The organism is Salipaludibacillus sp. HK11 (assembly GCF_047795645.1).
Classification (GTDB): domain Bacteria; phylum Bacillota; class Bacilli; order Bacillales; family Salisediminibacteriaceae; genus Salipaludibacillus.
In genome coordinates this window covers 565939-590238 of the sequence record NZ_CP181045.1, presented here as the reverse complement: position 1 = coordinate 590238, position 24300 = coordinate 565939, and the positions used below count along the sequence as shown (strand labels likewise).

28 protein-coding genes and 1 pseudogene are annotated in these 24300 nt (G+C 36.1%); 12 read left to right on the top strand and 17 right to left on the bottom strand.

Annotation, left to right across the window (positions count from 1 at the left end; translation table 11 throughout):
• Nucleotides 1-20 precede the first annotated feature (20 nt).
• Complete coding sequence (locus tag ACM26V_RS03120; RefSeq protein WP_416150004.1) at nucleotides 21-1010, bottom strand: LacI family DNA-binding transcriptional regulator; 990 nt, start codon at nucleotides 1008-1010, stop codon at nucleotides 21-23.
• Between the two features lie 252 nt (nucleotides 1011-1262).
• Between ACM26V_RS03120 and ACM26V_RS03115 the strand changes: the two genes are divergently transcribed.
• Together ACM26V_RS03115 and ACM26V_RS03110 are read left to right on the top strand one after the other, a co-directional pair.
• A complete protein-coding gene (locus tag ACM26V_RS03115; protein WP_416150003.1) occupies nucleotides 1263-2141 on the top strand; it encodes a vanadium-dependent haloperoxidase in 879 nt (292 codons plus the stop codon).
• 674 nt (nucleotides 2142-2815) lie between these two features.
• Nucleotides 2816-3271 carry a YaiI/YqxD family protein gene (locus tag ACM26V_RS03110; RefSeq protein WP_416150002.1) on the top strand — a complete coding sequence of 152 codons (456 nt, stop codon included), beginning with the start codon at nucleotides 2816-2818 and terminating at the stop codon, nucleotides 3269-3271.
• 223 nt (nucleotides 3272-3494) lie between these two features.
• Here the strand turns inward: ACM26V_RS03110 and ACM26V_RS03105 are convergent, their stop codons facing one another.
• From ACM26V_RS03105 to ACM26V_RS03080, 6 genes are all read right to left on the bottom strand, one after another.
• On the bottom strand, nucleotides 3495-3743 hold the full coding sequence (locus ACM26V_RS03105) for a hypothetical protein (RefSeq protein ID WP_416150001.1): 249 nt from the start codon (nucleotides 3741-3743) through the stop codon (nucleotides 3495-3497).
• Between the two features lie 29 nt (nucleotides 3744-3772).
• Nucleotides 3773-3913, bottom strand: coding sequence for a hypothetical protein (locus ACM26V_RS03100; RefSeq protein WP_416150000.1), 141 nt, complete (start codon nucleotides 3911-3913; stop codon nucleotides 3773-3775).
• Nucleotides 3914-4192: 279 nt separating this feature from the next.
• Nucleotides 4193-4600, bottom strand: a complete 408-nt coding sequence (locus ACM26V_RS03095; protein ID WP_416149999.1) for a YecA family protein — start codon at nucleotides 4598-4600, stop codon at nucleotides 4193-4195.
• A 57-nt stretch (nucleotides 4601-4657) separates the two neighbouring features.
• Nucleotides 4658-6013: an IS1182 family transposase gene (locus tag ACM26V_RS03090; protein ID WP_416147931.1), complete on the bottom strand. Its 1356-nt coding sequence runs from the start codon at nucleotides 6011-6013 to the stop codon at nucleotides 4658-4660.
• 123 nt (nucleotides 6014-6136) lie between these two features.
• Nucleotides 6137-6292, bottom strand: a complete 156-nt coding sequence (locus tag ACM26V_RS03085) for a hypothetical protein (protein WP_416149998.1) — start codon at nucleotides 6290-6292, stop codon at nucleotides 6137-6139.
• A 403-nt stretch (nucleotides 6293-6695) separates the two neighbouring features.
• Nucleotides 6696-7412, bottom strand: coding sequence for a DUF421 domain-containing protein (locus ACM26V_RS03080; protein WP_416149997.1), 717 nt, complete (start codon nucleotides 7410-7412; stop codon nucleotides 6696-6698).
• A 222-nt stretch (nucleotides 7413-7634) separates the two neighbouring features.
• Between ACM26V_RS03080 and ACM26V_RS03075 the strand changes: the two genes are divergently transcribed.
• Nucleotides 7635-8036 carry a DoxX family protein gene (locus tag ACM26V_RS03075; RefSeq protein WP_416149996.1) on the top strand — a complete coding sequence of 134 codons (402 nt, stop codon included), beginning with the start codon at nucleotides 7635-7637 and terminating at the stop codon, nucleotides 8034-8036.
• A gap of 110 nt (nucleotides 8037-8146) precedes the next feature.
• Here the strand turns inward: ACM26V_RS03075 and hprK are convergent, their stop codons facing one another.
• On the bottom strand, nucleotides 8147-9070 hold the full coding sequence (gene hprK / locus ACM26V_RS03070) for an HPr(Ser) kinase/phosphatase (RefSeq protein WP_416149995.1): 924 nt from the start codon (nucleotides 9068-9070) through the stop codon (nucleotides 8147-8149).
• A 593-nt stretch (nucleotides 9071-9663) separates the two neighbouring features.
• The gene (locus ACM26V_RS03065; protein WP_416149994.1) at nucleotides 9664-11169 is read right to left on the bottom strand and encodes a phytoene desaturase family protein; all 1506 of its coding nucleotides are present in this window, start codon (nucleotides 11167-11169) and stop codon (nucleotides 9664-9666) included.
• 202 nt (nucleotides 11170-11371) lie between these two features.
• On the opposite strand from ACM26V_RS03065, the gene ACM26V_RS03060 reads away from it, so the two are divergent.
• Nucleotides 11372-11935 (top strand): PadR family transcriptional regulator, encoded by a 564-nt coding sequence (locus tag ACM26V_RS03060; RefSeq protein WP_416149993.1) that lies wholly within the window; start codon nucleotides 11372-11374, stop codon nucleotides 11933-11935.
• 123 nt (nucleotides 11936-12058) lie between these two features.
• Here the strand turns inward: ACM26V_RS03060 and ACM26V_RS03055 are convergent, their stop codons facing one another.
• The 3 genes from ACM26V_RS03055 to ACM26V_RS03045 form a co-directional block, all read right to left on the bottom strand.
• Nucleotides 12059-13051, bottom strand: a complete 993-nt coding sequence (locus ACM26V_RS03055) for an LLM class flavin-dependent oxidoreductase (RefSeq protein WP_416149992.1) — start codon at nucleotides 13049-13051, stop codon at nucleotides 12059-12061.
• Nucleotides 13052-13174: 123 nt separating this feature from the next.
• Nucleotides 13175-13765 carry a sugar O-acetyltransferase gene (locus ACM26V_RS03050; RefSeq protein WP_416149991.1) on the bottom strand — a complete coding sequence of 197 codons (591 nt, stop codon included), beginning with the start codon at nucleotides 13763-13765 and terminating at the stop codon, nucleotides 13175-13177.
• A 40-nt stretch (nucleotides 13766-13805) separates the two neighbouring features.
• Nucleotides 13806-14006 (bottom strand): YqaE/Pmp3 family membrane protein, encoded by a 201-nt coding sequence (locus ACM26V_RS03045; protein WP_416149990.1) that lies wholly within the window; start codon nucleotides 14004-14006, stop codon nucleotides 13806-13808.
• 244 nt (nucleotides 14007-14250) lie between these two features.
• On the opposite strand from ACM26V_RS03045, the gene ACM26V_RS03040 reads away from it, so the two are divergent.
• From ACM26V_RS03040 to spo0A, 8 genes are all read left to right on the top strand, one after another.
• Nucleotides 14251-14418, top strand: a complete 168-nt coding sequence (locus tag ACM26V_RS03040) for a hypothetical protein (protein WP_416149989.1) — start codon at nucleotides 14251-14253, stop codon at nucleotides 14416-14418.
• A 172-nt stretch (nucleotides 14419-14590) separates the two neighbouring features.
• On the top strand, nucleotides 14591-15778 hold the full coding sequence (nagA, locus tag ACM26V_RS03035) for an N-acetylglucosamine-6-phosphate deacetylase (protein WP_416149988.1): 1188 nt from the start codon (nucleotides 14591-14593) through the stop codon (nucleotides 15776-15778).
• Between the two features lie 3 nt (nucleotides 15779-15781).
• Nucleotides 15782-16531, top strand: a complete 750-nt coding sequence (gene nagB / locus ACM26V_RS03030; protein WP_416149987.1) for a glucosamine-6-phosphate deaminase — start codon at nucleotides 15782-15784, stop codon at nucleotides 16529-16531.
• Nucleotides 16532-16576: 45 nt separating this feature from the next.
• Entirely contained in the window at nucleotides 16577-17302 is a 726-nt protein-coding gene (locus ACM26V_RS03025; RefSeq protein WP_416149986.1) for a GntR family transcriptional regulator, read from the top strand.
• Between the two features lie 22 nt (nucleotides 17303-17324).
• On the top strand, nucleotides 17325-17846 hold the full coding sequence (locus ACM26V_RS03020) for an N-acetylmuramic acid 6-phosphate etherase (protein ID WP_416149985.1): 522 nt from the start codon (nucleotides 17325-17327) through the stop codon (nucleotides 17844-17846).
• Nucleotides 17847-17881: 35 nt separating this feature from the next.
• Nucleotides 17882-18232: a hypothetical protein gene (locus ACM26V_RS03015; RefSeq protein ID WP_416149984.1), complete on the top strand. Its 351-nt coding sequence runs from the start codon at nucleotides 17882-17884 to the stop codon at nucleotides 18230-18232.
• 318 nt (nucleotides 18233-18550) lie between these two features.
• Nucleotides 18551-18754, top strand: a complete 204-nt coding sequence (locus ACM26V_RS03010) for a small, acid-soluble spore protein, alpha/beta type (RefSeq protein WP_416149983.1) — start codon at nucleotides 18551-18553, stop codon at nucleotides 18752-18754.
• Between the two features lie 322 nt (nucleotides 18755-19076).
• Nucleotides 19077-19868: a sporulation transcription factor Spo0A gene (spo0A, locus tag ACM26V_RS03005; protein WP_416151777.1), complete on the top strand. Its 792-nt coding sequence runs from the start codon at nucleotides 19077-19079 to the stop codon at nucleotides 19866-19868.
• Here the strand turns inward: spo0A and ACM26V_RS03000 are convergent.
• The 5 genes and pseudogenes from ACM26V_RS03000 to ACM26V_RS02980 all read right to left on the bottom strand — a co-directional run bounded on the left by ACM26V_RS03000 (nucleotide 19865) and on the right by ACM26V_RS02980 (nucleotide 24261).
• Nucleotides 19865-20008: a hypothetical protein gene (locus tag ACM26V_RS03000; RefSeq protein ID WP_416149982.1), complete on the bottom strand. Its 144-nt coding sequence runs from the start codon at nucleotides 20006-20008 to the stop codon at nucleotides 19865-19867. The two genes, spo0A and ACM26V_RS03000, sit on opposite strands and share 4 nt — an antisense overlap.
• A 28-nt stretch (nucleotides 20009-20036) precedes the next feature.
• On the bottom strand, nucleotides 20037-20954 hold the full coding sequence (locus ACM26V_RS02995) for a diguanylate cyclase domain-containing protein (protein ID WP_416149981.1): 918 nt from the start codon (nucleotides 20952-20954) through the stop codon (nucleotides 20037-20039).
• A gap of 319 nt (nucleotides 20955-21273) precedes the next feature.
• Nucleotides 21274-21955: pseudogene (locus ACM26V_RS02990) on the bottom strand (ThuA domain-containing protein).
• Between the two features lie 90 nt (nucleotides 21956-22045).
• Nucleotides 22046-23188: a glycerate kinase gene (locus ACM26V_RS02985; protein ID WP_416149980.1), complete on the bottom strand. Its 1143-nt coding sequence runs from the start codon at nucleotides 23186-23188 to the stop codon at nucleotides 22046-22048.
• Between the two features lie 188 nt (nucleotides 23189-23376).
• The gene (locus ACM26V_RS02980; RefSeq protein WP_416149979.1) at nucleotides 23377-24261 is read right to left on the bottom strand and encodes an SGNH/GDSL hydrolase family protein; all 885 of its coding nucleotides are present in this window, start codon (nucleotides 24259-24261) and stop codon (nucleotides 23377-23379) included.
• Nucleotides 24262-24300: the final 39 nt, after the last annotated feature.

Sequence of the window (24300 nt, the reverse complement as noted above, 5' to 3'; positions counted from 1 at the left end):
TCGATTACAATGTATTTTTATCATACACTATCTCTTTCAATTAATCTATAGTTTAAGATAATTTTATTATTTTCTATATTTTTATTTTTTATTTTGTTAATGATTAATTGAGCTGCTTCTCTTCCTGCTTCTTCATTGTTGAAATCGACAGTAGTTAAACTTGGTTCCACAAATTCCCCCAATTCAGACGCACCTATGCCGACAATTGCTAAATCTTTAGGAATGGAATAATTATTTTTCTTTAAATACCTCATCGCTCCAATAGCGAGTCTATCAGTCACTGCAAAGACAGCTGTTGGCTTTGATAAGGAATGATTCATAATAGATTTCATGGCTTCATCACCAAATGTCATGTCAAAAGATCCTGTTTTTATCCAATTTTCATCAATAGGAAGTGAGAATTCTTTCATCGTATCAAGGTAGCCTTTTTTCCTCTCATAACCTACAGCAACGTCTTTTTCATCGACACCTATAAATGCTATTTTTTTGTGTCCTTTATTGATTAGATATGAGGTAAGTCCTTTCGCGACTTCATAATTATGATAAGTAACAAAAGATTCGTCTGGAAATTTTTGCCCAATTGCAACAAAAGGAATAGTTAATTTTTTTACTTCCTCTAACAATTCCGTACTAGTATTTGTTGCATTTAGTATTATTCCTTCGACTTGACGACTTTTAAATAATTTTAGAAATTTAATTTCATTTAATAGGTTTAAATCACTCGTCGCTAATATGATCTGATAACCTGAAGATGCTAGCGTTTCATTGATTCCATTTACTATTCTACTGGCCGTTTCTGTACTAATTTTGGGTAAGATAACCCCTATGACTTTTGATTGTTTTGTTCTTAAAGCTTTTGCGTGTTCGCTAGGAACATATTGATGTTCATCAACGATTTTCATCACTTTTTCTCTAACTTCATCACTTACATATTCCGCATTATTTATCACTCGTGAAACAGTAGCACCTGATACATTAGCTAATTTCGCAATTTCCTTTATTGTTATCATAGAAAACTCTCCTAAGATCGATTATTTATTGTAGAGCTTCGATGTAGTTATTTCCTTACTTCATTAATAGATTTACACTCATTTTATACTAAAACACTTAAGTAATAAATGAAAATGGGTTTGAGTTTTAGAAAATCACTATATTTTTATGGAAAAAGCGACTCTTTTCCTCTTTCTACTTCAAATTGTCCAATTATTGAACCATGCCGCAGTTGTTAACATATAATAATTAAAAACTGGAGGTTGGAGACATTGAAAAGGGATTATTTAAAATGGTCTAAAACTATTTCTGCTGGTGAGTCCTATCCACCGAAAAATCCGGTTTCACCTTTTGCAGGTTCTTGGTCATTATTTTTCCTTAAGCGTGACAATGATGGTGCTTTTACTGACCCTAAAGGGAAGAAATTGCGATTTCCGATTAAGAACCCTCGTACAATTAATTTTGAAAAGGAATTAACAATAGTCCAACATGCACTTGAAAATCTTACTCCTATACAAAAAAAGATTGCAATTTACTATGGTACAGGTGTCCCAACGAAACAGTGGAGTCCTGTTATTGATCGTTTAATTGACACGTATGGAGTGAATCCTCCCTACAGTGCACGAATATTAGCCAATGTTCAAGGTGCTATAAATGATACGATGGTTGTCGTTTGGCATTTTAAATACCTTTGGGATGTAGCGAGACCGAATCAATACGATCAGTCCCTCAGAACTTTGATCTGTACACCGAATTTCCCATCATATCCATCTGGTCACGCATCGATGTCAGCTTGTGCAGAAGTTATTTTAAGTTACTATTTCCCAAAGGAAGCTAAAAAGCTTAGAAAAATATCAAAGGATGATGCGAATGGGCGTTTATATAGTGGCGTTCACTTTCCAATAGACAATCGATCAGGAGCTGAACTTGGGTGGTACATTGGAAATGTCATTGTTCAACATTTGAATACACAAGAAGATTGTAACAAAGATCGAATCGATAAAGCTCAAAGTACTTTTTTAAATGCGGATATTTTCCCGAATAATTACGAACAATTTATTCCTTACAACTTCACAGGAAAATGCCCTTCTCTTTTGTTAGAAGATACCAAGGAATCAAATAATGTTCCTAAGCCTTTACTACTTCTTTAGCAAGCCTGATTTTAGGATAAGTTTGACATCGTTCTCCTTCAAGACTTGTCGGCGAAATGGAGTGGCTGGATAGTTTATATGTGGAAGAAAATTAGGTGAATAGATGTTATAATAAAACTCTGAATCTAATTAGGATACAGAGTTTTTGGCTACTTAATGAGTACCCCCTTTTGTTCAGAAAGTAGCTTGTATAACGTATTTTCGGATACTTATAGCATTGGAGATAAGCTAGAATCGTTAAATCTTATAAATTCTTTTGTCAGAGGGTGATAACATAATGCCTTGTGATCTGTCTGCCCTCTAAATTGAAGTGACACACCAAAGCAAATAATTTGAATAAAATAAAACGTCTTATAATCGAGCTGCAAGTCATATCCTCCTTTGTATCATTATATTCTCGTAAAACTGGTTCCCGATACGATTTGTTTTATTACACATGTTAAAATTGTTTTAGAAGCAGTCTTAAATACATATGTCTAATTTAACCATAATAAAGCTAATTCTTACAATCACTGTTGATGTGTTATAGGTTTTTTCAACCATAGAGTTCTCAATATACATAAAATAGGAAGCAGAAGAACCTTCCCTCTGCTTCTAATTTTGATAAAAATTAGCGGATCAAATACAATAAGGTTAAAGTTCGGAATCATTCTAGGTTGAGGTGGGGTATGGTTATGAAGATTTACGTTGATGCTGATGCATGTCCTGTTAAGGATATTGCTATAGCTGTCGCAAAGGATGCTGGAATTCCTCTGTTTCTTGTGAAGAGTTATGCTCATTTTTCTATTGCTGATGAGCCGGAGGGAGTGAAAACTGTATACGTTGATACGGGAGCAGAGGCTGCCGATTATAAAATTATCCAGATGGCCCGAAGTGGCGATATGATCATTACACAAGACTATGGGCTAGCTTCACTTGGGTTAGCCAAAGGATGTCGGGTAATCCATCATACTGGGTTTGCGTATACGAGTGAAAACATCGATCAGCTTCTCGATTCAAGGTACCTGAGTGCAATGGCGAGAAAAAGTGGCCAACGAACGAAAGGACCAAAAGCTTTTACACAAGAGGAAAAAGAGATATTCGAAAAACTTATGAGAGAAGTTGTTGAGAAGGATAGTTCATCTATTTGATAAATTCTACATATTGCAAAAAGGAAGTAGATGTATTCTAACGGGGGTGATTGATAGTGAGAAATCTATCATTCACAAACGGTATCGCATCTTCTTTAACAAACATTTCGTCATTAATTTAACTTAAAAAGTAGCAACTGAATTAGTCAGTTGCTACTTTTAGACTTTTTCAATGTTTTATGACATTAAAAGTCCAGACGTTAAATTCTGCACTTTGTTCTTCCTATTGCCAGCTTGATTTATAATAATATTCGTTAAAATTGGAATTAGTCGGACATAATGCAACGATAGGCAAATCATTTATCGTTTTTAGCATATTTGTTAATAACCCTTGACCACGATACATTTCGCTTATCGCAAATTGGTATAAAAACATTTTGTTTTGTACTAATTCACCGATTTTGTTGTGACCACAAGAAAAATTTTCTCTATCCACTTCCAACATTGTTTCTTTAAAATGGCTATTTTTCATTCGGTTCAAATATTTGCTCATCCACCTTGTTAAAACGTTTTTCCAGTAACATCTTCTATTAGTTGCTGCATGATACAAAAACCTGCATTAGAATAGTTGAATTCTTGACCGTCTTCTAGCAATGCGATACTTAAACCTAGCACATTATAAAATTTCATTCGTACTTCCATGTCGCTGTTCTTTAACTCCATATTATTTTCCCAATTAATAACATACATATAATTACACTCGAATGTATGTTCTGTTGTGCGTATTTAGATAAAATAAACATGATGAAGTTCACTTAATTAATTAAGTATAACCATAGAGAGTTTTATTTTCTTTTTAAAAAATTAGTTCGCTTGATATTAAGCGAGCTTCCATTACTAGTGAGTATATTATTGTATATAAATAGGTGATTATTTGGAAATGGAAGCAAAGGAACTGTCTCTGCGCTTCTTTGCTTCCTGTTATTTTTTTAGGCAACATTTTTTGTATTTTATACCGCTGCCGCATGAGCATGGGGCGTTACGGCCTATTTTTTTATAATTGCTCATATTTACCACATTAGATTCTTGTCTGTCAGTTTTATAATGCTTCTCGCTTAATGGCAGTAAATGTTTCTTTTCTTCCTCGAAAACTACTTTAGGTGTATGTCCTTTCAATATCCACATATGCGTGTTATTTTGCAGGTTTGTTACCTCTGCCATTAATTCTTCTACAAATTTCTTTGATGGGAACTCCACAATACTTTGCAAGTAGTTCAAGATCATTGTCGGCGGCGAACCCATCACAATAATCCCTACACAAGACTGTGAAATGTCGTCTACTTCATTTTTTGTTAAATCATAATGATATGAATCAATTTCATAATTCACCTTTTTAAAAATTCAAAGACCTGCAGAATTTTAATAATGTCGTTTTTAAAAATTTCTTTAAGCAGCTTGTTGCTGATTTAACAGTAAATTGATACGATCACTTGCTAATTTTGATGCATTATAAATAAGCGTGACGATGTCAAAATGAACTTTTGCGCGTTTTCCCGTTCGATAACGTACATTGTCTAGTTGATAATATTCCTTTAGATAAGCATTGACGCGTTCTACTGCTGAGCGGCGTTTGGATAGATGTTTCCATGCTTTTGAACCACGTGCTGGTGCTGTATATTTTCGGAGGTCTGTCGTGATTTTTACTTTATAAACCTTTTGGCAAATGCCTTCGTTAGCTAAAGGACAGTCGCTACATTCTTTTGGACTTGTGTATTTCAACGTTTCATACTTGGCATCAAAACTATCATAACGATAGGAATGTTCCCTAAAACAGGTTGGGGCAAAGTGTTTATCAAACCCGATGGGTTCTGCTTCATTTTTCTTATTATAAGCAATCACAGATTGGTTTCCCATTCGATGAACTTGTTCATAAATAGGGGCGTAGTCATAGCCTGCGTCCATTGTCTGGTAGGCCAAAGAAGGCAAGGATAGGCATTCATCCACTCCCTTTAATAAAGGAATAGCTGCTTTTCCATCATTCAAACTGCCAGAAGAAAAAAGGGACTGTAAAATGTATTGACTGGATGTACCAACAGCTAAGTGACCTTTGTAGCCGTACCAAAAGACATTTTTTCCTTCGCTGTTCTTCTTTACACCCCATTTAGGGTCTTGAGGAACTTCCGAACGTAACTCATGTAAAGGAACATCCAACTGAGCTTCTATTTTCTTTTCGAAAAGTGGAAGATTTGCTTCCTTTTCTGCTTGTTCCATCAGCCATTGTTCTCGCTCGTCTTTACGTTTGCGCCCACGCTTGTTAGGTTCTGCTTTTGGCTTTTCTTCTTTTGGTGGTGCTTGATCACGTGCTTCAAAATGGGTGGCGTCAATAGCGACCGTGTCATCCATAATAAAGCCTTCCGCCATGGCTTGAAGAACAACTTTCTCTTGTGATTCCTCTAAAACAATAGAGTCATCCAGTTTCGTTATAAGTCGTGAATAGGCAGCTTCAGAGGGAGTATTGTCAGACACAAGAAAACCACAATTCAACTTAAATATAAAGTCATCATTCAAACGTTTTATTAAGTCCTTCATCGTTGGAATGCGCTCAACGATTCGTACAAACATAGAAATAACCATTGCCGCATAATTCAGCTCTACGGGTGCACCAAGTCGGGATTTTTTGGTTATTTCATCGTGGATCGCATCTAAATCTATCGCTGAAATAATCGATTCATAACGTTGGGTAGGTTCCATCTCATATAAGTCTTGAATGCTAAATAAGCTCGTTTGTCGTATAATGGCCATAGGGAGTATTTCCTCCAGTCTTTTTGGTTGTTTTGGTCAACCACCATTATACAGGACTTGGGGAGGTACTTCCTTTTTTGTGTCTCAAACTCCTTGGGACGCAAGGGCTCTAAATTATGAAATTCACTCATATTGAAGAAAATTTATGAATTTATTTAAAGCTGGAGTTTTCTCAATATAACCTTCGACCCCAGCTCGTAGTAGCTGTTTTCTTGTGAAATGACGATACTCGATGTCTTTTCTGCTTCTTTGATCATCAACAAGTTTCTGCTTCTCCATCAAAATCCTTAAAGAAAGTTCCGTTGCCAATTCTGCTTTTTTTAGCGAGCTAATTCCATTAACTCATGTTTTGTCAGTTTGGTAAGGATAGTGGATAAATTGCATGGAAGGTCCGTTTTTTCCATGCCTACTTCTCTGTATTTTCTTGCATTCGCCGACTATCTTCCTTTACTTGATCTAGAACATACAGAAGTGTTCTTTTCGTTTCATCATCCATTTTTGATAACCTCATTTCTACGTCCTATGTTCATTCCTTTTCATAATATAATATGTTTGGTCAATCAGAAACATGTTAGTTTTTGTTACTAATTGTTACCTTACGAAGATTTAGAACCTGAGAACAGTGGGTAATACTCGCAATAAATTAGACTTTTCTAGGATTGCCGAACCCCTTTGCTACTTTTCAAAGGGCACTTACGTCGAAGTGTTTAACGAATGGATGATGATAAAGGTGAACATATAGCGGTGCTCCACTGGTCCATTCTGCAAATAATAAGTGTGTGACATCGAGACCCTGATCGTTTAAAAAAGTTTGTAACTTTTCCTTTGATACAGGTGTTTGTTGAATATTTTCTTCTACCCATTCACCATCCGTAATGATTGTCATTGGTAATGTCACATCTGTTGGGAGTTTATTTAAGTCTCTTTTATTAACGGATTGATAGATGCTTTTTTTCAATACGTTCACGGTCCCATTTGCTTCAAGAATCGCATACTCGACTTCTTGCATGGAAAATACATTTTTGTCTCGTAATAAATGTTGCAATTGATCGAGATCTAGTTTTGTTTTCTTTAATTGATTACGGTCAATAATGCCTCCTCGAATAACAATAGACGGAGTACCTTCTAGTATACCTCTACTTTTCTTAAATTTCTGTGTGATCACCTCAATAATCATGATCAACGTGCCCCACACAAATACCGCATACAATACGTAATTCAAGCCTATTTCTTTGTCATAAATAGCATTTCCAACTAATTCGCCAAGCACGAGTCCTGAAATAAAATCAAACGGTGTTAGTTGGGTTATCTGCGTTTTTCCTAGGAGTTTAGTTAATACCAATAAAGCAATAAATCCAATAAGAAGTTCGCTTGTTAACGCATAAAAATCTGTATTCATTGTATTACCTACCTTCCAATCAGCTATAGTAGGTAGGTTTCTCTGATTGGAGATAATTATTAATGTAGATTAATGAACTTTATTTCGACGCTGGTGACACCTCTTCACCAAATATTCATTATAAATAGAAGCATGAGATGCCTCCGCTTGCTTTTTTGGTATATTTTCGTTGGATATGTGCAGAATGGAGATGATTTTATCGTTAGCAGGGAGGTTGTTTAGATGAGAAAAACTGAAGTTGGTTTGTTTATTGTTCGAGTCGTATTAGGGATGACGTTTTTATTTCATGGGTTGAATAAATTTCAAAATGGCCTTGGTAACATTGCAGACTATTTTGTTAGTCTTGGTCTACCTGGATTTTTAGCATACGTCGTTTGTGTAATTGAGTTTTTCGGTGGAATTGCTATGGTTATTGGGATAGGAACAAGAGTTGTTAGTGTGCTATTTTCAATAGTCATGTTGGGAGCTATTTTCACAGTGAAAATATCACAGGGGTTTATAGGTGGACTTGAATTAGATGTGATTTTACTAGCTGTTTCAATCCAATTAGCGTTAAGCGGTAGTACTTTTTTATCGCTAAATCAATATATCATCGATTCGAAAAAATCAATGTTCAGTGCTTAGAATCCCATTAAGACAGGCATTAACACAATATAAAAAGTGAGACACAAATAGTTTGTTCTTGTGCTTCCGTCGCTTGTGAATGGAAGCACAAGAACCGTCCCTCTGCTTCTTTATTCGGGGTCTAGGTTTTCGATTCTACTCATGAATTCTTCTGCTGCGCTGTAACCTTGCATTTTTAGAATCCAATTATGTACGGCTGCTTCAATTAAGCCCGCGATATCTCGTCCTGCTTGGACTTGTATTTCAATCGTAGGTATCCGAACACCACTGTACTCTGTATACTGTAGTTCATGTTCCAACTCGTTATTTAAGTCATCTTTTTCCCATTTCGTCAAATTAATATCGAGTGCAATTCGTGTTTCATCTTGAAATGCTTTTCTCCCGTATAGGCGAACAACATTCAACAATCCGATACTACGGAGAGCGAGAAATTCCTTTGTCTTTTCATCATGAGTACCTAGAAGCGTATTTGGACTGAGTTTCTTTAAGACAACAACATCGTCAGCAACTAAACGATGCCCTCGACCTATTAATGTATGGGCCGTTTCGCTTTTTCCTACTCCTGAATCCCCACGAACCAAGATTCCGATGCCAGATACATTAAGACAAACACCATGAACTGAAATTTCCGGTGCTAATTTTTTTGACAAAAAAGAACTTAACTTTGTAATAAATTCTGAAGTCGGTTCCTTTTTGTTTGTAATTAACAGTGGGATTTTTTCTTCAATACAATAGTGCGTTAAGTATGTAAGCCCTTCTTCTTCAGCTGTTACGATAAAACAAGGCGGGTGATAATGGACAATATTCCCAATTCTTGTTTCACGTTCTTCTTTATCTAACTTATGTAAATATGTAATTTCTTTTGTTCCTAATATTTGCACACGCTCCGTCGGGAAAAAATCAAAATACCCAACAAATTCAAGACCCGGTCGATGTACTTTTGATTGCGATATTGTTTTGTTTAAGTGGTCTTCCCCAGCCAATACTTTCAATGAAAATTTTTGCACGATGTTTTCTACTGTAATATTTTTCACTTTTATCTACCTTTCATTTTTCCATATTTAAAATTCACCAATACATTTTATGATAGCGCATTCATTTTAATATCTTCTATAGTTCGAAATATTTCAATCTGACTATTGTCGACTCAAATAAATCAACCTACTTAACATAGATTAACATACATTAAGACGTTTGGGTTTTTTCTTGATAAAAAAGGCAGTTTACTAAAAATATTTAGTTCTGATCATGGGTAAGAGCAAAATTAACTATAAATTAGAGGATAAAGACTCTGAATCAGAAGCGCTAAACAAGCGTGTGTTTAAATTAGAATCATCTTATGAATAATTAATTAATCGTTAAAGTCTTTGCTGGATATCTTATAATGTGATCTGACTCGAAAGCTAAAGAAAACAGCAGTCAAGATAATTATCGATTATTACCATTTATATTTATGAGAACACTCCAGGAAAATGTAATGGACAAAATTGAAGGTTGACTCAAGAAAAGAGTTTCTTTCTTGAGTCAACCTTTTATATGTTCAGTTTACATTAGTTCCGCTCCTGCAAGTTTTGTAGATTTATAACAATTTCTATCCGGCCTCTTATAATTTAAAGTTGGATTTCACTTACAGTTTTCGGATCTTCTTGTTGATTCGATTGGCTTCTATCACCCCTGATGTAGCTACACCTTGAAATCCTCCTCCAGGTTGTGTCCATGCCCCGACAAGTGATAAGTGGTCAATGGTTGTATCGTTAGCAAGTCGATTTCGTCCTGCTTGTTCGACGGTTTGCGCGAAACCGTATACGGCTCCTTTTGGGTTCTTTGTATACTTTTCCATCGTATATGGTGTGCCGAGTTCGGTTACTTCAATAACGTTCTTTAATCCTGGGTAATAGTTTTCTAGACGGTTTATGAGCATCGCTGTTACGTCGCGCTTTTGTTGTTCGTAAGCTTCTTTATCCGCTGGCCAGTTGTCGATAAAATCAATAAATGTCATGCAAAGGACGCCTTTATCCTGCTTATTTAAGCTAGCATCCATAGCGGAGTAGTTTGTTATACCAATGTTTACAGCATCAAATTTTCCCTGTTGAATGTTTTCGTAATCTTTGAGGTGATCCATCTCTTCTACTATGATGATATCTTCGTCCTCCATTCCAACTTGACTTGGAAGGACTTTAAGTCCTATATAGAGTTGTGTAAGGGATGATCCTATATCTAATCCATCTATTTTTTCTAGCATCTCATCAACTTTTCGACTCTTTTTCATTAACTTTCTGAATGTTACATCGGGACTTGCATTAGAAATTATCCAGTTCGCTTTATAATCTCCTTTTGTCGTACTTAAGCCGACAGCCTTATTCTTAGCAACGATAATTTCATTCACGTTCGTATTTACAACTATCTTACCTCCTGATTTTGTGATCTTTTCTGCTAGGGAATCGGAAAGGGCTTGAGCACCACCTTTAATGTAATAAGTCCCTTCGAGGTGAAAACCAATCCAGGGGATAAAAAAATAAAGTGCGGAAAGTTTTTCTGAGGGTAAACCATAGTATGGCCATAATGTAGTGAAAAATTGAATGAATTGCTCATTTTGAACATGATTGGCGATAATTTCTTTTGTTGTTTTGCTTGACCATTGTATATATTTCCCTATCTTAAAAGGGAACATCAAAGCTTTTTTCCAAGAAGGGATGGATTGGTTTTGCAGAAATGACATTGTCTTTTCAAATGTATTGATTTCATTAAACATTAGTTTAATACCCCTCTCTTCATCTGGGAACATCGCTATTAACATAGTTTGATATTCGTTGACATCTTGGGGAATATGAATTTTCTCACCGTTCCAAATCACTGTGTATGGATGATCTTTTTTAAGTGGAACGATGGAATCTTCCACGCCGGTGTTTATCAGCAGTTGATGAAAAGTGCCCCCATCCTCTATACCTCCAACTCCATGAAGGGAGACATCAAATGTAAATGGACCCTTTCGATGATAATTCGTCGCATAGCCGCCAGGACGGTTATGTTGCTCAAACACGGCAACCTTATATCCCAATGAAGACAACCTCGCACCACTAAAAAGACCTCCAAGTCCTGCACCAACAATAAGTACGTCATACTTCGTAGTCATTCCTTCCACTCCTTTTATATATTTAAAAAATATATATTTAATTAATATATTAATGCGTTATAATAATAAAATCAAGGATTTAATTGGATAACATTTGAATTTTTAGCCAATTACCCTCTAAATATCAAGATTTTTTGACAATCACGAAGAAAAACATATATTATTAAAATATATAAAGTTATAAAATAGAAGGTGATGGGAAATGGCAAAGGATAATCGTAGCTTATACGCACTACTTGGCTTTTTAACACTTGGACCAAATTCAGGTTATGATATAAAAAAAACAATTGAGGAAAGTATAGGTTATTTTTGGAATGAAAATTATGGTCAGATTTATCCGAATTTCAAGTTATTATATGAACAAGGGCTCGTAACAATGGAGCTGGAGGAACAAGATGGAAAACCTGATCGAAAAGTGTACTCGATTACGGAAGATGGAAAAGACAAACTTGTAGCGTGGCTATCTGAACCTGTGGATTATCCCCAAAATGAACGGAAGAATGAGTTACTTTTAAAGCTCTTCTTTGGTCGAAGTGTAGCGGTTGATACGAACATTGCTCATCTAAAAACATATAAAAACCGTATGCAGTCATTGCTAGAGATCTACCAAGAGGTCGAAAAAAACATTCATTCAAAATATGAAGATGAACCAAATAAAACCTATTGGCTTATCACTTTAAGTAATGGCAAGCATTGGGCGCGCAGTATGATCGATTGGTCCAACGAATCGATTGTGACATTAACCAATGAAATGGAGCAAGATTAAAGAAGTCCTAAGGATTTATTTCAAAACAACAAAAGACGACATGAACTTGATAAATTCAAGTTCATGTCGCCTTTATTTTTTAAGATTATGGCAGGAAAGTATAGTGTTTCACTCTAATTAGTCTTAAAATAATTCCCGTGCTAATAAGCGGTACACATTTAAGCGTTTCTCTTGTGTATGGGGAATGCTACAAATCATCGCTTCATCAAATCCATATTGTTCCTGTTCTTCGCGTAACAACGTGGCTACTTCTTTTGCGGATCCGACTAAATGAAGCTTACGATTTTCTTTGATCCTCATACGGTCCATTTCTGTTAAGGAATAATCTTGTGCCTCTTCCGGCGAGATAAGTTTGCCTATCTGTCCTTTCATTAAAAGTAAACGCGAAATGTCTTGCGGGAGTGCTTCAAATTCTGCTTCTTCTTTTGTTTCAGCAGTTGTCACCATAAACGACACATTAATTTGCGGCTTTTCCATTAATGATGTTGGTTGAAAATTATCTTTGTATTTATCTAATATTTCTTTCGTCATTTCCCCATTGAAAAACTGTGCAAATGAGTAACCTACACCCATACGCCCAGCTTTAACAGCACTGTTCCCACTTGATCCTAATAGCCAAGCTTCTGGTAAAACAATTTGTGAAGGAGTTGCCTGCGTTTTGTTATACAAGCTATCTTCTGGTACTTCATCACTAATCAACTTCATAGCTGTATCAAATTTCTCATACATATTATTTAGCATCGGCTGGCGACCTTCGGATAAGGCATAAATCGTATGATTATCGCCTCCCGGAGCACGTCCGACGCCAAAGTCAATCCTTCCAGGAGAAAATGCACTTAACGTTTTAAACACTTCGGCTAATTTTAACAGCGAATAATGCATCATCATCACGCCGCCAGTACCAAGCCGGATTTTTTTTGTTTTTGCCGCCAAATGAGCTACTGTCACTTCTGGTGCGGAACTTGCAAAAGCATCTGTTCCATGGTGCTCTGCCATCCACATTCGATGGTAGCCCAATTCATCTGTTAAAACCGCTAATTCTTCAGCATTTTTTAAAGCAGTTGCTGCAGTATTTCCTTTAGTAACAGGTGCTTGATCTAGCACACTTAATTTCATAATATGTAACTTCCCTTCCTTAAACAATAAAGATAATAGGATGTTTCGACACCCGACATATTATCCTTATGCTAAGGTTTATTACTTATTATCGTCAATATTTATGCTTATACGGAATTTGGGTCACTCATCATATCCTGTCTGATCGTCAACTGTTATTTCTCGAATAACTTTGCATGGGACACCCGCGGCTATCACATTTGCAGGCATACTCTTCGTCACGACACTTCCTGCCCCAATAACCGTGTTATCTCCGATCGATACGCCTTGATTGATATGCACGCCTGCCCCTAGCCACACATGATTACCAATGGACACCGGCTTTGCATAACATCCGCCAGCGACTCTTTCTTTCGGATCAATGGCGTGATTAGACGTATAAATTCCAACACGAGGTCCGAATAAAACGTTGTTTCCGATCGTAATTTCTCCGCCATCTAACATGACGCAATCAAAATTAGCATAGAAATCATCACCAATCGTAATATTAAAGCCAAATTCACATCGAAAAGACGATTCGAAATGAGGGTTTTTACCTGTTTTTTTTAAGAAAGATCGTAAAATTTCTTCTCTTTCATTTTGTGGTCTTCCGAAGCTTTGATTGTATTCATTCGTATGTAAAACGGTTTTTTCCCGCTCTTTAATTAGTTCTGGTGTTAAATCATTGTACATTTTTGCTGATAACATGTTTTGTTTTTGCTCTTCTAAAGTCATAAGATTCCCCTTAGATACTTATTTACGTCCAATGTCCCTGTTATTTTTTATTATTTTTCCGCTTTTCTTGTCTTTCCATTCGCTCTTCATTTTTCTTATCGTTAACAACTAGGATTGCATGCATCGCTCCCGGTGACCATAAAAGTAATGTAAGTAGAATATTAAGATAACCTTGTGAACGTGTTCCCAACTTAAATACTGCCACTGGTGGTAAAAATAGTGCTAATAAATATATCTTCATGTGTCATTCCCCTCATCTCTCTTCCTCTAGTTTACCAAAAAGAGCATTCTTTCTGCAAAGAAATCAGCAAAGGAACCTCGTTGGTAACGATAACCTTGTTTAATCCAAATAGTAAAGCTAAAACTAATGAATGTTTGAAGTGATCATTTGTCATTTCGAATATTTTTACAAACTTCGTCGCTGGGATTAACTGAATCATTCAGGGTTCTATTTTCGATTACAAATATTTAAAGGTGGTGTTCATATGATGGGTATGAAAAGAAAAAATAAGGGAAATGGAAATACTGTCATGATGTCAATGGTTGGCTTAGGTGTGGGAGCCGCTGCATACGGACTCATGAGGGGACGTAATAATAACGGGAATAATATGATGAATTCCGCTCAAAAAGCTTTTAACCAGATGAGGGATTAAGTAACGATTGCGGAGTTTAAGGACAGCTTATCTTGTGGATAAGCTGTCCTTTTTTAAAAAGCTACATCTTCAACTGGACTAGACAACTATATTTATTAATGCTATTATATGTGCATGAAGCTGATTTCCTTTTTATTTCATATGAGTACTTATACAGAGGTGGTCTTAACCAATGACAGAAAATAATTTGATAATTACAAATGCGTCGATATATACAGAAGATCGCATTATTGATAAAGCGTATATAAAAACTTCAAATGGATTTATATCTGATATAGGTTATGTAAATGACCTTTCCTCGCTCGATGGATTTCACCATATAGATCTACCAGACAATCACAAAATTATTCCTGGTATGATCGATATTCACACACATGGAGCAAATGGTGCGGATACGATGGATGCAACAATAGAAGCTTTGCAAACAATGGCTTCGTCTGTTGCAAAAGAAGGAACGACTAGCTTTTTAGCTACAACGATGACACAAAAGCAAGACTGTATTGAAAAAGCATTGAGTAATGCCAGTAATTATATAAAAAATCACCAACAACGAGGTCAAGCAGAGATTGTCGGGATACATTTAGAAGGACCATTTTTGAACAGAGCAAAAGCCGGAGCTCAACCAATAAATCAGATCGTTGAACCTAGCCTAGAGCTGTTTAAAAAATGGCAAGCCTTGGCTAATAATCATATCAAATTGGTGACATTAGCACCTGAACAGCCGGGCGCTACGCAGCTTATCAACTATCTAAAAGTAAACAACATTATTGCTTCAATAGGCCATTCAAATGCAACATTTGAACAAGTAGAAGTCGCTATTGCCAAAGGTCTTTCTCATGTTACTCACTTATATAACCAAATGAGAGAACTGCATCATCGTGAGATAGGCGTAGTTGGTGCTGCATTGCTGAAAGATGAGTTGATGGTAGAAATTATTAGCGACGGAATTCACACAAGCCCTGAAGCAGTAAACTTAGCATTTCGTTCAAAAACATCCGAAAGGCTTGTGTTAATTACGGACTCTATGCGAGCAAAATGTTTAAAGAATGGTACATACGATTTAGGTGGTCAGCAAGTATCTGTTAAGGATGGGAAAGCCATTCTCAAAGACGGTACATTAGCTGGGAGCTTATTAACGATGGGAGATGCATTTAAAAACATCATCGAATTCACTAATTGCTCAATAGAAGATGCGATTAATATGTCTTCTTCAAATCCAGCGAAAGAATTAGGAGTTTATGATCGAAAAGGAAGTCTTGCGATTGGGAAAGATGCCGATGTTGTCGTTTTAGATAAGTTCAATAATATAACGCACACAATATGTCAAGGACAACTTGCCTTCCAGAAAGGGGGAAATTGAAAATTGAAAATTATAACTGCGAAAAATTATAAAGATATGAGCCATCTTGTTGCAAATATTATCATTCAACGTATACGCGATCATTCCGAATTAACACTTGGGTTAGCAACTGGTGGCACCCCTATTGAAACATACAAGTATTTAATAGAAGATCATCAGCAAAACAACACATCTTACCAAAACGTATGTACATTTAATTTAGACGAATACATTGGGATTGAACCAACTGATCATAACAGCTACCATTTTTATATGCAGTCTAACCTTTTTGATCATATAGATATACCAACAAGACAAACTCATATCCCTAATGGAAAAGCCAAGGGTATAATCGCAGAGTGCGAAGCATACGAAGCCAAGATACAAAGCAAAGATGGGATTGATTTACAACTACTTGGTATCGGTACAAATGGTCATATAGGATTCAATGAACCTGGCACATCATTTGATACGTCGACACAAGTCGTTCAATTAGCAGATGCTACCCGCCAAGCAAATGCGAGGTATTTTAAAAGTGTAGAAAAAGTACCAAAAAAAGCAATTACAATGGGAATCGGTACGATAATGAAAAGTAAAGAAATATTACTTTTAGTATCAGGGAAAAACAAAAGAAAAGCGTTAGAGAGATTAATCAATGGTGAAATTGATCCGATTTTTCCTGCTTCTATTCTCAATCACCATCCAAGCGTTACAGTTGTTGCAGATCATGATGCACTACAAAATACAGTTGTACCATCATCAATCCTTCTATAAAATAAATAATAAAGATGTTTTGAATAGTGGAAGGAGAAAAATAATATGATTGATAAAAAATCCCCTATACCTATATATCATCAGTTAGAAGAATATATTAAGCAATTAATTGAAAGTGGCCAATTAATTCCTGGTGATGTTCTTCCTTCTGAACGAGAATATTCAGAAATGTATGGGATTAGTAGGATGACCGTCAGGCAAGCAATGACAAACCTTGTAAATGACCGCTTCCTTTTTCGAGTAAAAGGTAAAGGTACTTTCGTTATGGAGAAAAAGATCGAACAAGATCTTCAAGGGTTAACAAGCTTCTCAGAGGAAATGAATGCTAGAGGAATGAAAGCAAGCAGTAAATTAATTTCGTTTAATATAATGCCCGCCCCTCTCAAACTCGCAAATTTATTAGGTATCAAAGAACATGATCAGATCTATGAAGTAGTAAGAATTCGTATAGCTGAAGAAATTCCTATGGCACTAGAGAGAACTTATATCTCAGTTAATTTAGTACAAGGGTTAACGAATGAAATTGTTCAGAATTCGTTGTATAAATATATAGAAGATACACTTCAAATGAAGATTGCTGATGCAACACAAGTAATTGAAGCATCTATTGCAAACGAACAAGAAATTAAATACCTTGAAATTCCTGAACAGTCGCCAATTATGATTATGGAGCGGAGTTCACGGTTAGAAAATCAAACGGTATTTGAAGTGGTGAGATCATCATATCGTGCAGACAGATACAAGTTCATGATTGATCTAAAAAGATTTTAATCTCTTTAATTGGAGCTGAAAAATGTCTAAATCCAATATTACAGAATCCGTCAACCTAAATAGCTTAGCAATTGATGAAATGGAATCAATCAATATTGTCTCTCTCATGTTAGAAGAAGATAAAGCTATTCATCATGCTATCAAGCAAGCGTTACCTTATATCGCTGAAGCAGTTGATTTGATTGTTGAACAGTGGAAATTAGGCGCACGAGTATTTGTAGTAGGTGCAGGGACAAGTGGCAGAATTGGTGTACTCGATTCAATCGAATTAGGGCCTACATTTTCTATTGCGGAGAACCGATGGATAGGCTTAGTTGCCGGTGGGAATGAAGCAATGAGTCGTCCTCTAGAGCAACACGAGGACGATAAAAATCTGGTAATAAATGAATTAAGAAGCTATTCTTTCAATGAAAAAGATGTCGTTATTGGTGTTAGCGCAAGTGGTACAACCCCTTATTCCGTATCAGCAATCACGTATGCAAAAGAGTTAGGTGCTACTACGATCTCACTCAGTTGTAACCCCGATACTATTTCTTACAATTAAGTGATTGTGGGATCGAGATTGTCACAGGTCCTGAAGTGATTCGAGGATCGACTAGATTAAAAGCAGGCACAGCGCAAAAAATCACAATTAATATGATATCCACGGCCACCATGGTCCGATTAGGAAAGGTTTATCAAAACGAAATGGTGAATATGCAATTGATTAATAAGAAACTAGTAAAGCGTGCTGAACAAACTTTAATGGACATTGTTAACATATCAAGTGATGAAGCAAAAGAATTAATGACTAAAAGCAATCATGATTTAAAGGTAGCTATTTTCATAAGTGTCACACAAGCAGAACTCACTCAAGCGATAAGCTATCTTGAGGAAAAAGAGGGACACTTAAAAAAAGCAATTGCAGCTTACTTTAAGGACAATAGTTAGTTTGTTGTATTGTAGAATTGTAATGTGTAGTGATTCATGTATTGCCTTCATTTTTAAAAAACGTGCCGAATATTCTACTGACTGTCTTTCCTATTCCCCTACCTCGAGAAAATTATCTCTATAAAATTTCTAACTAATTGCAGGTTTACATCATTGAAAGGTAAAATTTTCTGTATCAAATTTTATTTTCAGACATGATATTAAGGGACAAGTTATGGTAGCTTTATCATGTAAAACATGGAAGTAACTTTTTTGCACATATTCCTGTTTGTTTTAACTCAAGATATGGGTTACTACAGAGAAAAGGAGGTTATAGAAATGGCTAACAACAATAGCTCGAACCAATTAGTAGTTCCAGGTGTACAACAGGCTTTGGATCAAATGAAGTATGAAATAGCACAAGAATTTGGTGTTGAATTAAGCGCCGATGCAACATCTCGTTCAAATGGATCTGTTGGCGGCGAGATTACAAAACGATTAGTTCAAATGGCTGAGCAACAAATGAGTGGCGTTCAAAAATAATTGTAAAATCACCTCCATGAAATAAATAACTTGGCTTAGAAGCGAGATATTGTCTCGCTTCTTTATTTTTCATAGCCTTCAACCTGTTCGAATTACGGTTTCTATACTGACAACCCACCCCAACATTCTCAAATATTCGTTTTATTTAAATTATCTAATCGAATTAAGTCGAAATATAGAGTATTATCGACTAATCAATAGATATCTAAAGTTAATATCAAATAAATCATCAATATAGAAGGTATTCATGATTCACTGTCGAATAAGACAAAGAGAAAGGCTTACTATACTATTTCTAATGATGATAGGGGAGAAAATGATGTTGGAAAAATTGAGAGTATGTATTGCAGATGATAATCGGGAACTGGTGGATTTAGTTGGAGATATAATTGAAACTCAAGTTGACATGGATGTGGTTGGAAAGGCGTTTAATGGACAAGAGTGTTTGCAATTAGTGGAAGATGTTCAACCAGATGTCCTTATCCTTGATATTATCATGCCTCGGCTAGATGGACTCGCCGTTTTAGAAAAATTAAATGAACTAAAATTAAAAACGAAGCCTAATATTATTATGCTAACGGCTTTTGAGCAAGAAACGATTACGCAAAAGGCGATGGATTTAGGGGCTTCATATTATTTGTTAAAACCATTTGATATGGATACATTAATGAACAAAGTTCGAGATGTATCTGGTCATTCGAAACCTTATATCAGAAGTCATTCGATATCGGCTACCAATAAGAAAGAAAATCACCTGATGAACCTTGATGCTAGTATTACAAGTATCATTCAAGAGATTGGTATTCCACCTCATATAAAAGGATATATGTACTTAAGAGAGGGAATTATGCAAGTGTATAAAGATATTGAATTGCTAGGGGCGATTACGAAGGTACTTTATCCACAAATAGCAAAGCACTTTAATACCACAGCAAGCAGAGTAGAACGGGCTATTCGTCATGCAATAGAAGTAGCGTGGAGCAGAGGGAACATTGATGCGATATCCAAAATGTTTGGATACACAGTAAGTGTGTCCAAATCGAAACCTACCAATTCAGAATTTATTGCGCTGATAGCAGATAAATTACGGATTGAGCATGAGGTTACAATTTAGTTAATAAGCGTTCCTCCAAGTTTTCCAAAAATATATTTCAACGTATCATTAAGAAAGAAAGCCGTAAAAAACTGCTTCTGAATTAAGTCTTCAGAGGCAGTTTTTTTACGGACAAGGACCATCAAATAGCCACGTTGCATAATTTAAATTTGTTCCTTCATAATAAGACTAATCTTCTATAGATGTAAAGCAAAATCTATTCTTCCCAAGTTTCTTTGCCTGATACATAGCTATATCTGCTTCCCTTAATAATGATGAAAGATCTGATTGAGAATATGAATAATTCGTAACCCCTATGCTCGCTGAAATACTTACTTCATTATTAAAGTTATCCCAATTGGCCAAACTCTTTAAAAGATCAGTTACTTTCCCTTCTATCTTTTTATTGTTTGTTAAATGAGGATAAATCAAAACAAATTCATCACCACCTAATCGAAAGGCAACATCATCTGTTTCAAGGTTTCTTTTAATTTTTAGCGCAACTTCTTTAAGAAGATTGTCCCCTACTTGATGTCCATATTTGTCATTCACTTTTTTAAATCCATCTAAATCCAACAATACTAAAGTTCCTTCTTCGTCGATATCTTCAAAACAATCAAATAAGTAACTTCTGCTATATAACTCTGTCAGGGAATCCATTTTCACTTTTCTTTCCAATTCCAGAACATAAGAGTATAGATTTGCGAACTTTTCAAGCTCGTTAATATCTTTTTGATTAAAATTCCTTACCTTATTATCCAATGCACATAATGTTCCATACATTTCTCCATTTTGATAAAAAATAGGAACTCCTATATAAGCATGAATGTTTAAATCCTTTGTAAGCGGTAATAAACAAGTAAACGGATGGTTAGTCGTATCATTAATAATTAATGGTTCTTGCTTACCAAAAAATATTTGCTGGCAGTAGGATTCATTTATATCCATTGATTTACCTTCTGAAAATTGAAGGTCTAGCCCATTATCCAATGTATTTATTAACGAAAAACTGCTTTCTGTTGTTTTTGCTATGAACATAAATTTACTTTTTAGGATTAAATTCATTAATTCCAGTAAGTCATTCCCTGCTGTGAATATTTTACTCATGATAATCTCCACCTTCTTATAATAATTATACTACAGTTATCATTTCACATCACTGGAAGCGCAGGGACGGTTCTTGTGCTTCCTTGTATCCAGATCGTGAAACTTTGTCTATTATACTGCAGTCTACCATAAATACAAAAGAAGAAAGGTGGATGAACAATGAATCCTAGCGAAGCACAACTACAAAGAACTGACGAGCCATGTGAACACAGTCTATTAGTAGATATCGCGAGAGTATCAGCTTAATCTTCAGTTTCAAAAACACTATTACAGTGAAAAGAAGCAAGAAGAACCGATACGGTTACCTTGTCCCCTATTTTCATTTCTGTTTAATCTCTTCTAAAGGTTCTGCATTTCCATAAACGGGATAGTCCCCCATCACTGGCGCCACCCATTTAATCCCAGTAGTTATCACGCGCTGAATTTCCGGGTTATAGTAGGTGGGATACGTTTCATGTCCTGGGCGGAAGTAAAAAACTTTTCCATTTCCTCGGAAATAGGTACAGCCACTTCTGAACACTTCTCCCCCTTCGAACCAACTTAGAAATACGAGCTGATCTGGTGCTGGAATGTCAAAGTGTTCACCATACATTTCTTCTTTTTCCAACGTAATATACTCACCCAAACCTTCTGCAATCAGATGTGTTGGATCAACCACCCAAAGTCGTTCTTTTTCATCTGCTTCACGCCACTTTAAGTCACATGAAGTTCCCATTAACTTTTTGAAAATTTTAGAGAAGTGGCCAGAATGGAGGATAATTAAACCCATCCTTTCCGACACTCGCTTATGTACTTTTTCAACAATGAGATCCTCTACTTCATCATGAGCCTGATGTCCCCACCAAAGCAGAACATCTGTTGATGCTAACACGTCATCTGTCAGGCCATGCTGCGGTTCATCCAAAGTAGCCGTTCTCACTTCATATTCCTTCAGGGTACACCTCTCTAACCTTTTCGTCAGTTTGCTCATGCCTATTTTCATTCCATACCGTTACTTTCATTTCATCACATCCTACTCGGAATTATTTATCTAGTTGATCGGAAACTCCTAATACTTAGTTTAAACTATCTTGAAGCTTTATCATATTTGCTTACTTCTTTATGTCCTTCCTTAAATTTATAGCAAGTAAACACCCTACATAATAAGAAGTTTGTTCCAACCATTTTTCCGTGTTCACCATGGCTTCATCTACCATCACCGGTCTTTCAATGATTGAGAAAAATGCGTCGAAATACGGGGATAAGGTTTGATAATTTTCTGCGAGGCTACCTGATATGATAATGACAGGTTTGTTATATTTCTTTGCAATCTTTGCAAGATAGACGGGTGCTTTTCCGTGAATTGTTTGCTCGTCTGTTTTTCCTTCGCCAGTAATAAGGACATCGCAGTTCTGAATACTTTTTTCAATTTGAAGTGAATCAGCAATGATTTCAGCACCTGATTGTAGTTCAGCCCCTAATAGTAATAAACCAAATCCAAGCCCACCAGCTGCCCCAGACCCTTCGCTATTTTTAAGGTGCTCTCCATGTGCAAACAGAGATGCAAAGTACTCTAGGGAATGATCTAGTTTTAATGCCATTTCTTGTGTCGCGCCTTTTTGCGGACCAAAAACAACAGATGCTCCCCTTGGGCCACATAAAGGGTTATCAACGTCAGAAGCAATAATGATCGTGGTGTCTTTCAATCGATGATCTAGTGATGCTAATTTTACTTCTAAGATTGATTGCATATCTTTCACCGTGGCTTGATTTATCTGTTTATTCCGTGAGAGGAGGAATTCGGCCCCTAGTGCTTCGAGCATACCTAACCCTGCATCGTTAGTAGCGCTCCCTCCAAGACCAATAATGAATTTTCGTACTCCTTGATTTAGTCCATATAAGATCGCTTGTCCCAATCCATAACTTGATGTGTTCATTGGATTTTTCTCATCAGCGGTCAGTAATGGTAAACCGATCATAGCGGCGCTTTCAATAATCGCTAAGTTCTCCTCTTTAACAATCGCCATTTCTGCCTGGCGATTACGAAGCAGTGGGTCTTTAGCGGTGATCTTATGAATGTCTCCCTTCAGTCGATAAAGGAAGGCATCCATTGTTCCCTCCCCTCCATCTGCCATAGGAAAAACAGTTGTTTTTACGCATGGAATAGCCTGAGTGATACCTTTATTAATTATTTCTCCTACATGAATCGAACTAAGGCTTCCTTTGTATGAGTCAGGTGCTATGACAATATTCATCAATAAACCACTCCTTATTTCTCCGTAAAAATTGTGAAATCCCAGGTAATAACCTACTAGGTTCAGAGTGCAGTTTCTAGCACTATGATGATTGTCTACAATCCATTTATTTCATAAAATAAATACCGCTTTTTTTATGATACGAACTAATAAACGGAAGCACAAGAACCGTCCCTCTGCTTCCGTTTTTATTCTGGTATTTGGACGTAGTAACTGTTTTGTGGTTCTGGTTTGCTTAAAAAATCGGAGAGGTTAGTATGAGATACCACAATAGCTTTTTCCATCGCGTGCCCTCTTAATTCTCTTTGTTTATACGTCTCTAATGCTTCAAGTCCTATATCTGCAAGCTTTCTCTGTCCCGCTAATGTTGGATGGATGTCTGGGTTATTTCCTCCATCAATCACATAGTTTGCTTGATTTGTACCGAATGCTTGATAAGCGTCAGCAAGAAGGATATTCTTTTCTGTTACATTTAACTCTGCAACATACTCATTAAAAATCTGGTTGATGCCTGGCAGAACATCGATTGCTACATCATGGATTGGATTAGTTTTCTGGAACGGGTTATAAATATTATAAATAATAACCGGCGCATCTGTTTGATCTCGAATTTTCAAAATTATACCTTTAATATTAGCAAATACATCATTCTCTTCTACTTCTTCATAAAAATAATCCTCAAATGATTTATTATCATCAATTAATGTTAATATCCATGCTGAAAATAATGAATCAATCAAATCGTTACTTCCAATATTAAGCGTAATATAATCTGCATTTCCAATTGCCTGACTGTATTTATCACTTTCAAGGGCAGCCAGCATATCTTCTGTTTTCCAACCTGGAACTGTGAGGTTTGGGACTCGAATATCCGCATCTAATCCTATGAGCGATGGATAGGCATATCCAGATGGCGAAAGATTATCATCACCAAGGTTGAAGCCATATGGAATAGAATCACCTAAAGCTACAAGTACCTCCCTTGTATTTTCATTCTCATAATTGCCTGATACATTTGCAGAAAATATTGTTACTGCTAATAATAAAATGGAAGATCGGAAAAGTAGTTTCATACCTTGCACTTCCTTTATTTTTAATTCTAAGCTTGGTGA

Coding starts and splice junctions, on each gene's coding strand:
- ACM26V_RS03120 (WP_416150004.1), bottom strand. CDS start 1,010: ATGATAACAATAAAGGAAATTGCGAAATTAGCTAATGTATCAGGTGCT.
- ACM26V_RS03110 (WP_416150002.1), top strand. CDS start 2,816: ATGAAGATTTACGTTGATGCTGATGCATGTCCTGTTAAGGATATTGCT.
- ACM26V_RS03105 (WP_416150001.1), bottom strand. CDS start 3,743: ATGAAAAATAGCCATTTTAAAGAAACAATGTTGGAAGTGGATAGAGAA.
- ACM26V_RS03100 (WP_416150000.1), bottom strand. CDS start 3,913: ATGGAAGTACGAATGAAATTTTATAATGTGCTAGGTTTAAGTATCGCA.
- ACM26V_RS03090 (WP_416147931.1), bottom strand. CDS start 6,013: ATGGCCATTATACGACAAACGAGCTTATTTAGCATTCAAGACTTATAT.
- ACM26V_RS03085 (WP_416149998.1), bottom strand. CDS start 6,292: ATGGAGAAGCAGAAACTTGTTGATGATCAAAGAAGCAGAAAAGACATC.
- ACM26V_RS03080 (WP_416149997.1), bottom strand. CDS start 7,412: ATGAATACAGATTTTTATGCGTTAACAAGCGAACTTCTTATTGGATTT.
- ACM26V_RS03075 (WP_416149996.1), top strand. CDS start 7,635: ATGAGAAAAACTGAAGTTGGTTTGTTTATTGTTCGAGTCGTATTAGGG.
- ACM26V_RS03065 (WP_416149994.1), bottom strand. CDS start 11,169: ATGACTACGAAGTATGACGTACTTATTGTTGGTGCAGGACTTGGAGGT.
- ACM26V_RS03060 (WP_416149993.1), top strand. CDS start 11,372: ATGGCAAAGGATAATCGTAGCTTATACGCACTACTTGGCTTTTTAACA.
- ACM26V_RS03055 (WP_416149992.1), bottom strand. CDS start 13,051: ATGAAATTAAGTGTGCTAGATCAAGCACCTGTTACTAAAGGAAATACT.
- ACM26V_RS03050 (WP_416149991.1), bottom strand. CDS start 13,765: ATGACTTTAGAAGAGCAAAAACAAAACATGTTATCAGCAAAAATGTAC.
- ACM26V_RS03045 (WP_416149990.1), bottom strand. CDS start 14,006: ATGAAGATATATTTATTAGCACTATTTTTACCACCAGTGGCAGTATTT.
- ACM26V_RS03040 (WP_416149989.1), top strand. CDS start 14,251: ATGATGGGTATGAAAAGAAAAAATAAGGGAAATGGAAATACTGTCATG.
- nagA (WP_416149988.1), top strand. CDS start 14,591: ATGACAGAAAATAATTTGATAATTACAAATGCGTCGATATATACAGAA.
- ACM26V_RS03025 (WP_416149986.1), top strand. CDS start 16,577: ATGATTGATAAAAAATCCCCTATACCTATATATCATCAGTTAGAAGAA.
- ACM26V_RS03020 (WP_416149985.1), top strand. CDS start 17,325: ATGTCTAAATCCAATATTACAGAATCCGTCAACCTAAATAGCTTAGCA.
- ACM26V_RS03010 (WP_416149983.1), top strand. CDS start 18,551: ATGGCTAACAACAATAGCTCGAACCAATTAGTAGTTCCAGGTGTACAA.
- ACM26V_RS03000 (WP_416149982.1), bottom strand. CDS start 20,008: ATGCAACGTGGCTATTTGATGGTCCTTGTCCGTAAAAAAACTGCCTCT.
- ACM26V_RS02995 (WP_416149981.1), bottom strand. CDS start 20,954: ATGAGTAAAATATTCACAGCAGGGAATGACTTACTGGAATTAATGAAT.
- ACM26V_RS02985 (WP_416149980.1), bottom strand. CDS start 23,188: ATGAATATTGTCATAGCACCTGACTCATACAAAGGAAGCCTTAGTTCG.
- ACM26V_RS02980 (WP_416149979.1), bottom strand. CDS start 24,261: ATGAAACTACTTTTCCGATCTTCCATTTTATTATTAGCAGTAACAATA.